This is a genomic window from Mycobacterium sp. DBP42, assembly GCF_005924235.1.
GTDB lineage: Bacteria > Actinomycetota > Actinomycetes > Mycobacteriales > Mycobacteriaceae > Mycobacterium > Mycobacterium syngnathidarum.
Genome location: NZ_VCMY01000003.1, coordinates 10,759 through 26,365, shown reverse-complemented (window position 1 = coordinate 26,365; position 15,607 = coordinate 10,759). Strand labels below are relative to the sequence as shown.

Below are 15,607 nucleotides of genomic sequence, written 5' to 3'. Positions count from 1 at the left end.
GGCTAGAGGTCCAACTCGATTTCGTCGACGCTTTCTGCCGGAGCGCGGTTGGTGCGCGCGTGCGCCTCCCGCTCCGCCGGCGTCAGCTCGTCGGCGCTGACTGTGAGGTGGTAGTCGCGGCGTGGATTGAAGTCCTCGAAGAGGTCCACGCGGTCGAGGACGTCGGACACCAACTTCTTGAGGAAGAGTCGCGGTGCGATTCCGGTTCGTCCACCCAACTCGCCTCCGACCGCGGTTGCGAGGTCCTTCAAGTAGTCGTCGTCGACGACGCTCCTGATGCGCTCAGGATCCTTAGCTCCGGACGCGTAGATGTCGCGAACACGACTACCTAGCTCCAAGAGCGACTCGGGTGTAAAACCGGTAAGGCGGACCTGCGTTGCGCGCGGGTTGTCGAAGCGCGCATCGGTGGTGAAGTCGGTCTGAAGACGTTGGGCCAACGGTGGAAGACGCTGCACGCCTTGCTGTCCGTCGAAGAATGCGGGTGTACCCGTAAGAAGAAGATACAGACCGGGGAACCGGCCGCCATCGATCTCATCCATGAGCTGACGAAGAGCATTCAGCGACTTCTCCCGAACGTCGCTTCTCATGCGTTGCAATGTCTCAACTTCATCGAAAACAATGACAATCCCCACGTAGTCCGAATCGCGAAGAACCGTGAGCAGCCCCTGAAGAAAGCCAAGAGCACCGAAGTGGTCGAGGTCGCCGCGAACTCCAGCAGCGCGCTTCACGGAGGCCGCTACGTGAGGCTGACCACCGAGCCACGCCAATAGTCCATCTGCCTCCGCAGTGTTACCCGCAGCCTGCGCCAATCGATACTGTCGCAACACCGCGGCGAAGGCCGGCGCCTCCTTCGAGACATCCGAGAGCCGGCGGTGGAGAAGTTCGAGTGTTTCTTCCGAACCGGTCGGCTCTCCGGTTCCGTCTTTGACGTCATGATCGAGGATGTAGAACCAACCATCAATGACGTCGCGAAGAGCACCCGACTGGGTGGTCGAGGTGGATAGGTTCTCAGTGATCCGCCGATACACGGTCTCCAACTTGTACAGAGGCGTTTCCGTCTCGCTGATCTGCACTTCGGAAGTTGCAAACCCTGCACGCTTGGCGCGTTCGGTGAGCCAGCGAGAAAAGAAGGTCTTACCCGAGCCATACTCGCCGCGAACGGCTTTGAAGACGGCACCTCCCCCAGCAACAGTGTGCAGCTCTTCATCAATGGCATCCTCGAAGCGGCCCAGGCCGACAGCGAGGACGTCGAGCCCCTGTTGCGGCACGGTGCCGCGACGCAATGCGTCAATGATGTCCTTGCGACGGCGCGGGCTGATGCCGCCCGAGACCTCGGTCATGGCGCGCTTCCGACCTCGAATTGCTCACGCAGGAGATGTTCATCGAGCCGCAGCGTGACCCCGTCGGTGTCGAGCTCGATGACGCCGTACCCGTCAACGTTGAACAACCGACGAACGGCCGCAAAGACCTGTCCGAACTCGGCGGTTGGAATTCCGACGGCGGCGGCCACCGTGTCCTGATGAGCGCGACCACCACGATCCACCAGTGCGCGCAAAAACGCTCCTGCGGTCGTGTCGTCGAGCGCCCGCCGACCAGCCATCCGCTTCTGCTCGGCGTACGTGGTCGACGCAAGCACCGCTTCGGCAACTCCCGCGGGGGCTTTCGTCGACGTGGGCAAATCGTGGAGCTCGAACAATCCATCGCCCTGGCTCGACGCTTCCGTCTTCTTCGTCTTCGTCGGCTTCCCGGTGGGCTTTGTCGGCGCCCCTGTGGTCGAGGCGATCGGATCGTTCCACCACAGAGGAACCTGCGGTGCGGCCTGCTCCCACCCAGGTGCCCCGGTCGCCACTGCAGCAGCTTGAAACACGAGTACCGGAATCGTCAGCTCCGCGAGGCTGGCACCACCGTGGTAGCCCGCATGTCGGGGGCCGTAGTGCGCGTCATCACGCCAGAGCAGCACCGCTTCGCCTCCTGGTGCGATCACCCGCGGCCCCGATACATGCACTTCTCCATCGCCAGCAGCACCGGTCGGGGCCGGCCGCCAACGGGAATCGGCACCGCTGACGCTCAGTGCCTCTGTGCCACGCTCGACGACGTGACCGTGGTCGGACGTCAGGATGACTGCGCGCCGGGCGGAGATCGCGGCTTCCAGAAGCGCTCGCAGAGGATCGAGCGAACGCAGATCCCAATCCCACGCTGACATGTCGTTCTTGTGGGTCGCATCATCGATTGCGTTGATCACCACTCCGACAACGGGAATGGCGCCATCCCGCACCGCGGCCATCACGTCGCTCGGTAGCGAAGCACCACCTTCGGATCGCAGGTCGTTCTTATGAAAGAGCTTTGCGCCGGGGAATGCCGTTGACAGTCCGCGTTTCTCGTCTTCACCGGTGCCTGTGCAGATCTCGCCACAAAACAACGAAGCGCGAGAGACGTTCGTCAGCGATGGCAACGCCGCCGCCACCGAACGCCGTGCGTGCGTTGACGAGGGGACCCACTCCACAAGGCCCAACCGGGCAACTTCGGAGGCGAGCGCTGTGGCGATGGCGCTACTCATTCCATCCAGCACGATGAGAAGTGCACCGCCTTGGCGGCGCCAGGGATCAACGATCTCGGCGAGCAGTCGCTCGACTCCGATCGCGTGCTGGTCGTCCGCGCCGTTGACTTGGTCCAGTCTTGATGCTGCGGCGCGATCACGCTGCTTACGTCGACCGTGCACCTTGTCGAGAAGCTGTTGATACGCAGCCGTGACAGTCGGGTCACCGGAACCATGCCACACAGCACCGATGGCGGCATCGACCCATGCGCCGTCGTTCATCTGCAGTTGGAGATCGCTACCGAGCGATGTTGAGGCATTCTCACTGGTGGCAAGCCAACGATGGATGCGCACTGCCATCGTCGGGGCCTGCGAGGCATCGGCGTCACGGTGCTCAAGGACGCGAGCTAGCGCCTCTTCGACCTTGTCTCCGGAAGTCAGCGCCAACGCAAGTCCACGGACACGGGCCAGATACCCAGGATGCAGGATGGCCGATCGCTCGGCCCCCTCGGGCCAGCCGAGGTCACCGAGGAGTGCTTCTGCTTGCTGTAAGGCCACACCCAGCTCGGGAGGGTTATCAACCTCAAGACGCAGCACCGCCGCCTTGGCCAGTTGCGCAGTGGCCTTAGCGACATCGACAGGAACCGCCTTCCCATCGATGAATGCCTCGACCCGCACCCGCGCGGAAACCTGTGTCTCCGTGGGCGGAACACCATCCTCCGGCCACAAGACGTCCAACACAAGGCCAACGGCAAGTGGAGTGACGTGCTCGTTGCGCTGAGCGATCAGCAGCGCTACGGCCGCAGGATCGCCCAATTCGGTTCCAGCCCAATCGATCAGGCGCGCGCGCAACGGCGCATCAATCGCAGCCCACGCAGCGCGTACGTTTCGTCTCCCCAAAGACGTAAGGAGCACAACGCCATCCAGCTGAGCCTCGGCGCTCAGTCCGAGGACACGTGCGAGGAGAGAACCGACGGCATGGCGAGCGGTGAGCGCGGGTTCAACCGATCGCGGCCATCCACCTGGTGGCTGGTGATCGAGTAGTGCTGTCGCGGCCCAGTCCAGACGCCGGAGGTCGCGACCCACCTCGATCGCCCCAGGAAACAGCCGAGGAACGGCCTGCCACTCATCTGGCAGTTCGATGACATTCTTGTACGCCCGAGCCAGTACGGCGTCGCCAAGGTCCTCCGCTGGTCGGTCGGTCAGAACGATTGCTCGCTCATCAGTTGCCAACGAGGCGAGAATGTCGAGAACGGCGAGCTGAGACACGCCTGGCAGTACCCGGACAACTGCCTCGCCAACATTGACATCTCCGTGTCTCCATTCGGGACGCGCACGAAGCAAAAGGATCTGGGCATCCGACTTGACCAGGTCTGCTGCTCTCTGCTGCACCATCGCCGGCGAGACGCTGACGGTGCGGAGCCGCTCGCTCAGAACCATCGCCAGTCAATCCTCAACTTCTTGCCCTCAACCGGACGGCTGAGTTCGGCTGTCAGATTTTTGACGAGAGACTCGAGTTGCGAGACAGCCTCAACTTCGATCGTGTGTTGCTGGCTGGCGCGTGCTTCGGCTTCGCGCTGCGCCTCCTCTTGCCGACGGCGGAACTCCTCTTCCTGCTCCCGCAAACGGCGTTCACGGTCGGCGGCTTCCTGCTCACGCCGCTTGAGTTCCTCTTCTTGCTCGCGGCGTCGTTGGTCCTCTTGCTCACGACGCGCCCGTTCTTGTTCCTCGGCGGCCGCATGGCCGGGCTTGGCGTCCTTGGGGCGCTGCTCGACAAGGATCTGGGTGACCTCTCGAGCTGCTGAGACAAGGGCGGGAGCCAAATCCGCATGCATCTGGTCGGCTTCGGCAGCGGTCCGCAACGTGCCAAGTACAGCGGCGGACCGCTCTCCGCCCAAACTCGGAAGTTGGTTCAGGAGCTGCCAATTCGCACCTTGAACTGCAGCCGCAATGTCGGCTGCGGTGGCGAGCGAGCGGGCCAGCGGCTGCAGTTCGTCCGGAAGGTCAAATTCGGCAACCACCCGAATCCGGTCGACGTGGTCAGCGGCATCGCGCAAAGCCACGATCAGATCCCGTGCGCGGCGAGCGGTACCAAGGCGAGGACTTACGTCCTCCAAACCGAGCACGTCACTGTGTCCTTCAAGGGCTCCGACAAGGTCGGTCACTCCCCGGTCGACGTGCCGGGCCTTTGCCATCAATTCATCGCCGAGCCGCTGCACGGCACTGCTCGACAGATGGTGTTCATTGGCCCCTGTTCCGAGCAACGCTCTGACGCGGGCAAGGGCGTTGGTCCAGTCCTCCGGGCTTGGGAGGACTGGCTCCTGCAAGGTCATTTCGTTGGCCAATCCGCCAATCCCCGGCGAACCTGCTGATGACCCGTGACGGCGCAGTTGCCGATCAGTGAGTGCCACCCACGCCAGAATCAACAGATCCTGGGCGTCGGTGGTCATGCCCGCAGGTGCGAGCGCAGTTCGCAGCGTGCCGACGGTCGGATCGCCACTAGCAAGGGCCTTCGTGAAGTCGTCATGCCAGGCAAAGCGCACCGTGTCCAGGACGTAGGTCACTTCGCTCAGGGCACCGATCCCGTAGGCATCGACCACCCTCCGCACCTTGCCGGCAGTGGTTCTGTCGACGGTGTCGATGCGTCCGCCCTGTGCCGTTGCATTGCGCGCGAGGTCGAGCACCGCGCTGAACTCGGTCCTGCGGACTTCGTCAGTACCGCGATCGACCGCGGGATGCGTCGGGAAACGTGCATCAAGGCCGCCTCCGAGAACGGCTACGACGGCGTCGGCGAAGGAGGGCGAGGACGGTTTCTGGGGGTCGTAGTCGCGTGCAAGGGTGACGAAGGTGTTTCCCTCGGGCACTCGCTCACCGAGGTGATCATCGCTCGGCGCATCAATGCCATAAGACTGGCGCAGGGCCAGCACAATCTGATCGCGCAGGGAATCTCGTTGGTTGGTGAGTTGCCTGCGGGCAGGCTCGCGGTCGTTGACCGGGAGGGAGGTCGAATACTGGTCGAACCGTGCGCCGGTCAACAGGTAGTCAAGGACGACGAGCTTTCCGATGTCGTCCATCCGAGATGCGATCAGGAAATGCGGCAACCACGCGATCGTGTCGCTCTCCAGACCGTCCAGCTTGAGTTGTACAAGCCGCAGCAGATCATCGGATGGCGGGTGGCCCGTGTCGTCGAATGGGAAGTCGATCACCAGTTTCCAGCGTCCGCCAGTGGACGTGAGAGCGCTATCAGGAAGCGCCCGCGCGTCACGAACATTCCCGAACACGACATCAACCTCGCGCTTTTGACCGCGCCAGACGTGAGAGAGCGAATATTCGCTACCCAACGTGCCGGTCGGCGCCGCACCGATCTGCTCGGCGAGAAGGCGCCGCAATAGACTGCGCCGGTTCTCATGGGTGTCCTCGTTCTGTACGTGGACAAGGACCGAGTCGTAGTCGACCCCGGACAATTGCAGAGTGATGACCGGGTCAGTCGCCTGTGTGCCGACCGTGATTTCACCAAACTCTCCGCGCCAGTCGCGGGCAAGCGCGACAACCTGGACTGCTTCCTGCCCAGGAATCATGGTTACCACGGTGCCGAAGTTGAGAGCCGCCAGCTTGGAGGCCGTGAGGTCCTTCAGCGAGGGAGCGCCCGGGGCGATGGCAGCGACCAGAAGCGTCTTGGCGAGCCGGTCGTCGCGCCGGAAGGGGTGATTCCGCGCCAGTCCTTTCGCTTCCTCCTCGGTAAGGCCGTGCCGATTCAACAGGTAGGGGCGCATCTTTCGGGTGTAGAAGGCGCGTGCGGCACGGAACAGGTTCTTCATGTCGTCGGTCAGCGGCTCGGCGTCGCCAAGAACAACGACATCAAAGAGGTCGCCGACAGGGATCACGTCGCCGACGGTCAACTCGTCACGACCGCGCGACAACAACTCACTCATGATCTTCAGCGCGGTGCGTTCGCGCTGCATGATCGAGGAGAGCGCGACCATGGCATCCACCAGCGCGGGCGAAAACGGGTAGACCTGCTCGAAGTCGACGGCGGCAGACCCGGCTTCATCGGTGAGCAAATACTTGAAGGCGACCGGGTTCGCGCGCACCCGGGCCACCGCCGCAGCGAGGGCGTCCCGACCGACTTCACTGGTCGGCTCGAGGAGTCGCTTGTTGACAATCTGGGGAAGGTTGGCTGCGGCGAGGGTGATCTTCTCGAAGCGGCCTTCCCACCACTGGAACGAGTCGTCGAGGGCGACCTGTTCGGCGCCCACCGCGCCGCCGCCTAGGAAGTCCTTGAGGTTGCGCTGGCGAGCAACGAAGGACACCAACGGAATTGGCAACGCGCCAATGCCGGTCTCGACGAGCTTGGCAACCTTTGAGGTCTCGGTCTGGATGAAGGCGGTGTCGCGCAGGTGGTTGGCCAGCCACAGGACCAGCTCGTCAAGGAAGAGCACGACCCCGTCGTACCCGAGGTTCTTAGCGTGTGCGGTCATTGCTTGCAGACCGTCGGTCATGTCCAGCCAGGTGCCAGTGTTCTCGAAGGCCGGGAAATAGGTGCGAACCAGGGCGGCGACGACACGCTGACGGTCGGAGTCGCCTGCTGGCTTGGTGCGGGCAGCGTCATACAACTCAGGAGTCAACGTGGCGGCGAACGTGCCCCAGCCAGAGGAACCCGAGCCGCTTTCCTTGAACCGGGCGAAGAACTGATCGTCCCCGAGCTGCGAGCGCAACTGATCGGCGTTCTCGAACAGCGAATCCGAGCGATGCAGCACCGGAACAGAGGCATCTGGGTGCCGCTTTTTCATGGTCGCGAGGTAGCCACCAAAGAGCGCTGACTCGAAGGACTCTGCCCCGATGAGGTGGTAGTCGATCGCGAGCAGTTTGCGGGTGAGCAGGGCCTCATGCTTGGCGACTTGTGCCTGGAGACCGGGCAATGACTTGGCCTGCGCGTTGCCGGAAAGCAGTAGATGCATGACGGCCATGTAGTGCGACTTACCGGAACCGAACGAGCCGTGGATGAAGGCGCCTTTGGAGGATCCGCTCGACAACGTGGCCTCGACCAGAGTCAGCCCCTTCTCGAACGACTCCGCGATCGACTCGGTGACCACATAGTCGGCGAGCGTTTGAGACGCCGCTTCTTGTGCGCGGTGGATCTGCAGGACGAAGTCGTCGTCGTGGACGGCGAGCGGGATGTCGATCGCGTCCCGCAACGGCAAAGATAAGTCGGTCATTGTGACGCCCTCCGTCCGCGGGCTGCGGCCGGCGGTGTCCACGCCGTCACCTGATCGCGTGTCTTCTCCATACGGGCAAGGTACTGGTCAATGACGCCGGTGATGACCGAGGCGGGGCTGGCGCCGAATTGAGGTTCGATCTCCGAGTACCATTGCGCCAACCAGGGTTCCAACTCCACCAGCCCGGCCACCAGAGGCTCCAGGGCGTCGTCGTCGGCACCGAGCGCCTGCTGGACAGGAATCTCACGGGCGAGGGCGAGCGCTTGGTCGCGGTGGGACCATCCGGCCCAACCGAACACCGGTGTCGGGTCGCCTTCGCGCGCAACACCGGGATACGTGATGAAACGTTCTTTGGGGACGTCGAGCTTGCCGCGAGCTGTCCAGTACGTCGCTTTCGCGAAGTCGCCCTTTCCGTACTTGGGAGACACCGCGATCGTGACCTTTTCACCGGCGTCCTCGCGCCGCTGCAAGGCCCACACTTCCTGCCAGGCCCGGTACTTCTCAATGCCTGGGGGCTTGTAACGGTGGGCAGCCAGGAACGGCACCGCCTCGTCAAGAATCAAACCGCCAATCACCGCAGCAAGGTCCGGCTCAGCGGTGCCAGTGAGGGTGCGAGCGAGCTCCTTAAGTACCTGGTCTGTACGGAGCAGGTCAGCGAGTTCAGTCACCGACCTGGTGATCGGCCCCTGAGGGTCCTGCCACAGGGCCGGATCTTCAAGCCGGTCGAGGAGTGCCGCTTGCAGAGCGGCGGTGCGCTGTGCGTCCCATGCGGTGACGGCCCAGCGACGCTTGAATTCCGGCTTCTCCAGAAGCCGGATGGATTTGTCGGATTCCATCAGGTCGAGACGCTGCTGAACAAGTGCCTTGTAGTCGTCCGGCCATGAGTCGAGCAGCTCAGTGAGTTCTGAGTACCCATGATTCCAGTGGCGGAACCATGAACTATCGCTCCGCCCGTCTCGAACGTCCCGCGCGAGCGCAATGGCGAACGCCCGCTCCGAGGAACGAATCCCGTCGATCTGCGAGCCGCGGTAGTTAAGGTCCTCACCGATAAGTCCGTAGAGAAGGTAGACCTCCCAGTCCAACTCCTCCTGCTCGAAAATCATCCGTGTCCGGATTCGATGCCACTCAGCCTCTGCTCTTGCCAGTGCATCGCTAACGGTCCCCGTAGAGCTGTCAAGCCAGGCCCTCACCACAGCGAATGGCGTGTTCGCGGTTAGCTCTTGCGCCAACTCATCAAGGACACGCCCCCGGCTCAACGGAAGATTCGCCGGTAGTGGAAACTGCTCAAGCTTCGTGCCGGTGAACTCGTATCGGTGCTCCCACGGTTCGTCTGCGCCCGCACCGTCAGCGCTCGGCCTCCCCTTGTTGTGGCTTACCTGCTTGAGCCAGAAGCAGGCCGTGGAGGAATTCAGTACGCCGAGTAATTCAAAATGGTCGTCATCGGTCGCGTCGTCCGGCAGCTTGATCACCGGCGCAGATTTGTTTACCACCGGAGCCCCGGTTACGAGAACGAAGTGGTTGTGAGTGGCTACGAATGCAAAGGTAATCAACTTCTTGGCTCGCATTGACCAGCGGGTGAACTGCATATACTCGGTCCACCGAAGCCCTGCATCCGCCATTACGCCTTGGAAGGTGTTGCGACCGGCCAGCAAGCTGCGCCAAGGCCACAAACGACGATCGACGGTCGTCGTCGCGGTCAAGTCATTGGCGTACGGGAAGATGATCGTTTCCTCGCCACCGACTCTATAATCGCGAACGCCCTCTCCAATCAGGAACTTGCGCACGAAATTGGCGATGTCTCGATCAGTGTTCATACGTCGGGGACGCATGTATACGTCGTCAGCCCCGACCCTTACCCCACCGCCAATGCCTACATCGATTACGTGCGCCAACTTCTGGACCGCGACGTCCTCGACCTGTTGGAAAAGATCAGCGGCACCGCCACCACTTAGCGACCAAGGGTGAGTTGCAAGGACATCCCGCTGTAATTCCGTGACGGTCACGAAACTTCCGTCGTGTTTCATCCGATGAATATTTTCGACGATTTCAGTCCAAACAAGCCCTTTTGAGGGATCAGCTGGGGTACCGGGCTCGCCGCGGACGCCCAGGACCGCCCGGACCGAATCGTCGACGGGTCGACGACGGCGGCCGATAATGATTACTGGCGGTGTGCCATGGCCTGGGATGTATGCGCCGGAGACGTCGATGACAAGAGTCAAGTCGACTGGATTTCCAAGTTCATGCCCCGCGAAAAGGTGCTCGATGAGTTTCTTGCCGAACTCGCGCTTCATGAATGAATTCGAGGTGATCTGGCCGACGTAACCCGCACCCTGGCCCTGCTCGCCCCGAACCGCGAGGCGGAAAAGCAACTCCATGAACGGGACGGTGAGCGCGTACTGCCGATATGTGGTCGCATACATCGCCCGATAAAGGGCGTTCAGAGCCGGGTCGTTCGGCGTGATGTAGGGCGGATTTCCGACAACTACGTGGTACTGACTCGGCTTGAGGATGCCGAAGTACTCGTCGAGGTCCTCGGTGTCGTAGCTGAATGCTGCCCCGGATTCGTCGTCATCGAAATCGAAGGTCTGATCAAGGCCGCCCCGCACACCAAGAAGCGAGTCGCCGATGGCGAGGCGGAATCCCATCGGGGGTACTCCGACAAGTGAGCGTTCTCCGGTCTCTTTCAGGGCGGCGACATTAAGGCGGAACCGTGCGATCGCCGCGGCGAACGGGTTGATGTCGACGCCGTGGATCGACGCCATCGCACGACGCACGCGCTCCTTGGCGTCAAGTCCGGGCGCAGCTTCGAGCCACGCATGGTTGAGTCGCTCGAACGCTCCGAGCAGAAAGTGTCCGGACCCGCAGGAAGGGTCGATCAGCTTGAGGCCGTCGAGTCCGAACTCCGCGACTGCCGGGGTTAGCGTCTGGTCGAGGATGAACTCTTCTACGAACACCGGTGTCTGCAATAGTGCATAAGTCTTCTTGGCGTGCTCGGAAAGATCTTGGTAAAGGTCGCCGAGGAATCGGGTTTCCAGGGTGGAGTCGGTGAAGTCGTGGACGAGGGTGCCGTCCTCCTTTGTGCGCCGCCAAAACGAGATCAGCGCAGTCGCCGATTCCGGGCTGATCTCCGCCCGCCACACCGGATTGTGTTTCGGGTCGACCAATGCCTGCCCGGCCGGCTGTGCGGCGAGCACGGCGAATCCCTGTTGAAGCCAGTGACGACGGTTGTGGGTTGGGTTGTCACGGAAGTAGGCGGTGAGGTTCTCTTCGGCGCGCTGCACGCGGTGGCCGGGACCGCCGATCCAGCCGACAGCGGTCGGTAGTCCGTCGATTTTGGCGCCGACGAGAAGATCGTTGTCCTCGCAGAAGCGCAGGAAGGTCGTTGAGACAATCCAGGCGACGGCAGCCTGGTCGACTTCGTTGTCGCGCCAGTCCACCCAGGACCAGCCGGTCCGCTCGCGGCGGAACGCCTCGGCATATTCCTCTTTTAATCGCGCACCCCAGGAGTTCGAGGGGTCATCGGCGCGCTGCTTCAGGTCAGCTTGGAGAATCTTGAGCTGTGCCTTGAGGTCGGCGAGGAGGGCAGACGAGTCGATCACTTTCGGGCTCCTGAGTTACTGCGGGTGGCTATGGGCTCCGTAAGGAGCGAGAGGTCTGCGGGCAGCTCAACCCAGCCGCTGGGACCGAGCGGCACGGGCTTGCCCTCCAGCAGGGGGACGGCTTGGCTGCCCTGCTTGGCGACAAGCAACCAGCGGGCAGCGGGGCGGGGAGTTCCGACATCGAGCAGCGTAGAAAGAAGCTCTGCCATGCCGTATCTCACGAGCGGGCCGGCATTGACGATGAGCAACGGCTTGTCCGTTACGAGTCTTTCCTCCCAGGCTGGTTTCAGGGCTCGCTGGACAAGGCCCACGAGATTCGACCAGTCTCCGCTGTCTTTTTGGCTGGCATCAACGCCCAGGACGAACTCCCAACTTGCCCCGTGCTGGTTGGCGAGTGCGCGCGTCGTGTTCACGACGAGCGATGCGACATCGAGCACTTCCACGCCGTACCGGTTCGGAAGTTCGTGCGCTGCCTTCACGTATCGCTTGGGTGGTGTCGTCAGGGTGAGTGCGCCGTTCCGTGAGAGCGACTCTTCCAGCTTCGTCGCGGCCTCTGCCACTGCGACCGGTGTGAAGACCGTAAAGCCGCTGCCGGTATGCGTGGCCGAGCGCACCTCTGATGCCAGCTCGTAGACGCCGTTGTGGTTCACGATCCCAGGCAGGACCGCAGAGACCAGAGCGTCGAGTCGATGCGACGCAGTCGGGAGCTCGACCTGCGGGAAACGCGCAGCGACACTGCGCCGGACGGCGGCCTCGCTGATCCGCCGACCAGGTTTGCCACGCAATGCGCGCTCGACGGCCTCCTGGGGGTCGAGGTCGACTGGATACAATTCGTCGAACCCCGAGACGGCAGCCTTTTTCGACACAGAGGCTGCCAAAGTCAGTAGTCGACGCCCCGTTAAGTCCACGAGCGGGAAAGATCCTGCCTCGCCCACGATTTCGGTCAGGGCGGCGTTCGCTGTTGCGAAGGCCACGACGCCGGCGGCCACGAGGTCATCCGCTCGGCGTCCGAGCTCAATCGCCGCCTCCGTCAGGATGTCGGCTGGCGCGAACTCCTGTCCTGATCCATCAGGGTCCGCTGTTTCTCGGAGCGCGATGAGGTCGGCGCGCTTGCCGATACCTCGCCGCAGTTCCAACGCGGGCTCGGGCATCCTCGCATCCACCTCGTAAGCTGCCCGCAGCAGGGCGGCCCCTTGCCGGAGGCGATCGTCCCCGTCCAACAGAGAACCGCGCTGGGCAACCAGTGCGTTCGCGAGGGACGTCACCGCCATCACTCGGCCGTTGCGGGCAAGGAGTGTGGCCGCTTCGTCTCGCACGCCATCGATGGCAGGGCGGGCCTTCTTGCCCCACGCCGTGACTGCGTGATCCACCGCGTGCGCGACGCGCTCTCGGGTCATCCCAAGTGATCGGGCCGTGTCTCCCGTGGAGGGCCAATCACCGGCGGCCGCGTCACCAGATAGTCCCAGGAGCCGCTCGATCACCGTCTGCTCAGCACCCTTGAGCTGGTCTACGAGCAAGGAGACGAGGCGCTCTGTGCCCATCGGCTGACCAGTGCCGATGTCCTCCGCACCGCTGAGCCGTGACCGCCAGCCGCGAATCCTTGCCTGAATCTCCTTGCGGTAGGTCTCCCCGAGGCCTCGTATCGAGTTAATCCGGGTCGGGTGAACGCCCAGCAATTGCCCGACGGTCGCCACATCGAGACGCGACACGCCGGACAACGCCCGAGCGGACAGGCCAGCGCGCTCCAAAGGGGTGTCGAGCGTAGCGGCGTCGGCGAGGTCGTCGCTTCCGCCCCCGCCATCCTCCTCTGTGTCGAGAGCGGCGAACACTCCCTGCCAAGCAACTGCCAACTCATCAGCGTTGCTGAACCGGGCACCGATGTCGGGGCTTAGAGCGCGTTGGAAGAAAGCCGTGAGCTGAGTTGCCACGGCCAGCTCGAAGCTTGCGGGCTCGATGATCGGCGGGTCATTCGGGTCGGAGGGCCGTCCCGCGCCCTCTCCCCACCACGGAAGCTGCCCCGTCGCCATCTCGAAGAGGGTGGTCGAGACAGCCCACAGTTCGGCTGCCCGGTCATACTTCTGACGCCGACCACGACCGAGGTAGGGATCTAGATAGCTCGGAGTGCCGGACGCGACGTTGTCAACATTCTCATTCGCGAGGGAAAAGTCGAACAGCACCAGAGACGGCCTCCTGGTGCCGGGATCTGGAGTGATGCCCAGGTTGGCCGGCTTGATGTCGCGGTGGAAGACACCCCGGGATTCCAGGTAGATCATCGCTTCCAGCAATTGGCTGCCGTACTGCTCTAGCTGGCCGACCGTCGCCCGGCCCTCCTTGGAGAGTCGCGTAGCCAGTGTCTCCTTGCCAGCGTCGCTGAGTAGAAGTGCACGTCTTTCTCCGACGTCGAGGGGGCCCGCGACGAGTCGCACCACCCGACGGTGATCGAGAGCTCTCAACACGTCGGCTTCGAGTGCGAGCCTGCGCCCCGCCGATTCAGTGCGAGCGACTTTAAGCACGAGCTCGCGGTTGGGATCATCGGAGTCGATGTCGTTGACAGCAAGTGCGACGCCGCTGGAACCTTCGCCACGCCGACTGGTCACGATGAAACGGTCGGCGACGATGTCGTCCTTTTGCGCATCGACGGCGTCTGCCGCTGGTGTGGGTTCGTCGGTCTGGCTTCCCCGGCGAAGCGCTTCGCTCTCTAGCCGAAGGAGCTCCAGCACTTCCTCAATGGTTGACAACCGTTCCGACTCGACCGCACGAGTTGCCATCACAACGACGTCGGCGACACCATCAGGCATACCCGGTGATGCTGCACGGGGGTCAAGTGCACCCGCGTCCGACATCCGTTGTTCCAACTCCACGAAAGTTTCGGCCGGCGACTTTCCCGTCAGAACGAGATAGGCCAGGACACCAAACCCGTAGACATCCAGCGGAATTGGCGGGAGCCCGTCGACCGAATGACGAGCCTCGGGTGCGAGCCAGAGCCAGTCGTCCAGATCCGCCACACCCATGATGTCCTCGACACCCGCACTGATAGCCGTCAGGCGGGAGACGTTCCTGGTCGAGCTGTCACGTTGAGCGAAATACCAATCGCGGATCGTTAGGTGCGGCAGGTCGTCGGCACCCGGGGTCGCCCACACCCGTCGCGGCGACAATGCTCGATGGCGCAGGTGGACGTTATGGGCGAACCGCAGAATCTCGCCCAAACGGATCACCAAATCGATGCGCTGTTCGAGATCGAGCTCGATTCCCTCCCCCGCGATGTAGGCGTCAAGCGGGAGTTCCTTGGCTTCGTACTCGAACACCAAAGCCGGCCCGTCATCGGTCCGCTTGAAGTCGATCGGGGCCGCGATGCCGCTATGCCGCAGCCCCTGGGTGAGCTGGAACTCGCGCTGCGCGAGCTGCTCGATCTGCTGGCGGTCGGCCGGTGACGCGGTCGCGGGCACGTCGTACAGGCGCAGCCTGCGCTTGATGTCGGGCAGCGCGGGAAGGTTGACGAGCACGTCCTGCCAGTCCCGGCCCTGCGCAATCGGCTCGTCATCGGCAACAACAAAGTCACCCACCATCCGGACCTTGGGCGTCGGTGTGAATCCCACCGCGTCACAGAGCGCACGAACCTGTTTTGCCCGCTGGTAGTCGATCGGCTGCCGGAAATCGTGCGGCGGCTGGGCCAGGAAGTCGGAGAATTTCAAGAGGTGGGGCGAGGACTTGACGTGGTAGCCGTCGAGGGTCAGCACTCCGATGTCGCCGGGGGTGGCGATGCTGACGGTACTGCCCTCACCATGCATGACCACGACGGCGTGGATGCGGGGCACCTGTCCCCTCGCGGATTGGTTGGGCGTTCGGTCCTGCAGGAGACCCTTCAGCCATTTCGCCTTGCGGTCGGCGGCGAGCCTGGGGTTCTCGACGTTGCGCTGGCCTTGGTTCCAACGCTGCGCATTGCCGCGGATCGTGCCATGCCAGCCCTTGAGCTCAACGAGGTACATCCCCTGAGCGGTTAGCAGGAGTACATCGACCTCGGCCGTGCGTCCTTGGTCATTGATGAAGGTCAGGTTCGCCCAGGCGGTGGTGATGCCGTCGTCTGGGAGAAGCTCGCGAAAGGCATCGAGTGCGGCGGCTTCGGCAGGACTTGCCGGCTCACCCATCACCTTCCACAGTGGAGAGTCATGCTTCATCGCGTCCCGCTTTTAGGCATGCAGATGCGCGATCCAAGCACAAGTAGCAACCACAACCGCTTCACTCCGGAGACTTTATCG

General features: G+C 63.0%; 5 protein-coding genes. All 5 read right to left on the bottom strand.

Annotated elements, in window-relative coordinates:
- Positions 1-2: 2 nt before the first annotated feature.
- The 5 genes from brxD to pglW are packed head-to-tail and all read right to left on the bottom strand — an operon-like array spanning position 3 to position 15,526.
- Positions 3-1,340, bottom strand: a complete 1,338-nt coding sequence (brxD, locus tag E0T84_RS04305; protein ID WP_138743883.1) for a BREX system ATP-binding protein BrxD — start codon at positions 1,338-1,340, stop codon at positions 3-5.
- Positions 1,337-3,976: a BREX-2 system phosphatase PglZ gene (pglZ, locus tag E0T84_RS04300; RefSeq protein ID WP_138743882.1), complete on the bottom strand. Its 2,640-nt coding sequence runs from the start codon at positions 3,974-3,976 to the stop codon at positions 1,337-1,339. The genes brxD and pglZ overlap by 4 nt, the downstream gene beginning before the upstream one ends.
- Positions 3,967-7,752: a DUF6079 family protein gene (locus E0T84_RS04295; RefSeq protein ID WP_138743881.1), complete on the bottom strand. Its 3,786-nt coding sequence runs from the start codon at positions 7,750-7,752 to the stop codon at positions 3,967-3,969. Before E0T84_RS04295 ends, pglZ begins: the two co-directional genes overlap by 10 nt.
- Positions 7,749-11,351 carry a BREX-2 system adenine-specific DNA-methyltransferase PglX gene (gene pglX / locus E0T84_RS04290; protein ID WP_138743880.1) on the bottom strand — a complete coding sequence of 1,201 codons (3,603 nt, stop codon included), beginning with the start codon at positions 11,349-11,351 and terminating at the stop codon, positions 7,749-7,751. The genes E0T84_RS04295 and pglX overlap by 4 nt, the downstream gene beginning before the upstream one ends.
- Positions 11,348-15,526 carry a BREX system serine/threonine kinase PglW gene (gene pglW, locus E0T84_RS04285; RefSeq protein WP_138743879.1) on the bottom strand — a complete coding sequence of 1,393 codons (4,179 nt, stop codon included), beginning with the start codon at positions 15,524-15,526 and terminating at the stop codon, positions 11,348-11,350. Before pglW ends, pglX begins: the two co-directional genes overlap by 4 nt.
- Positions 15,527-15,607: the final 81 nt, after the last annotated feature.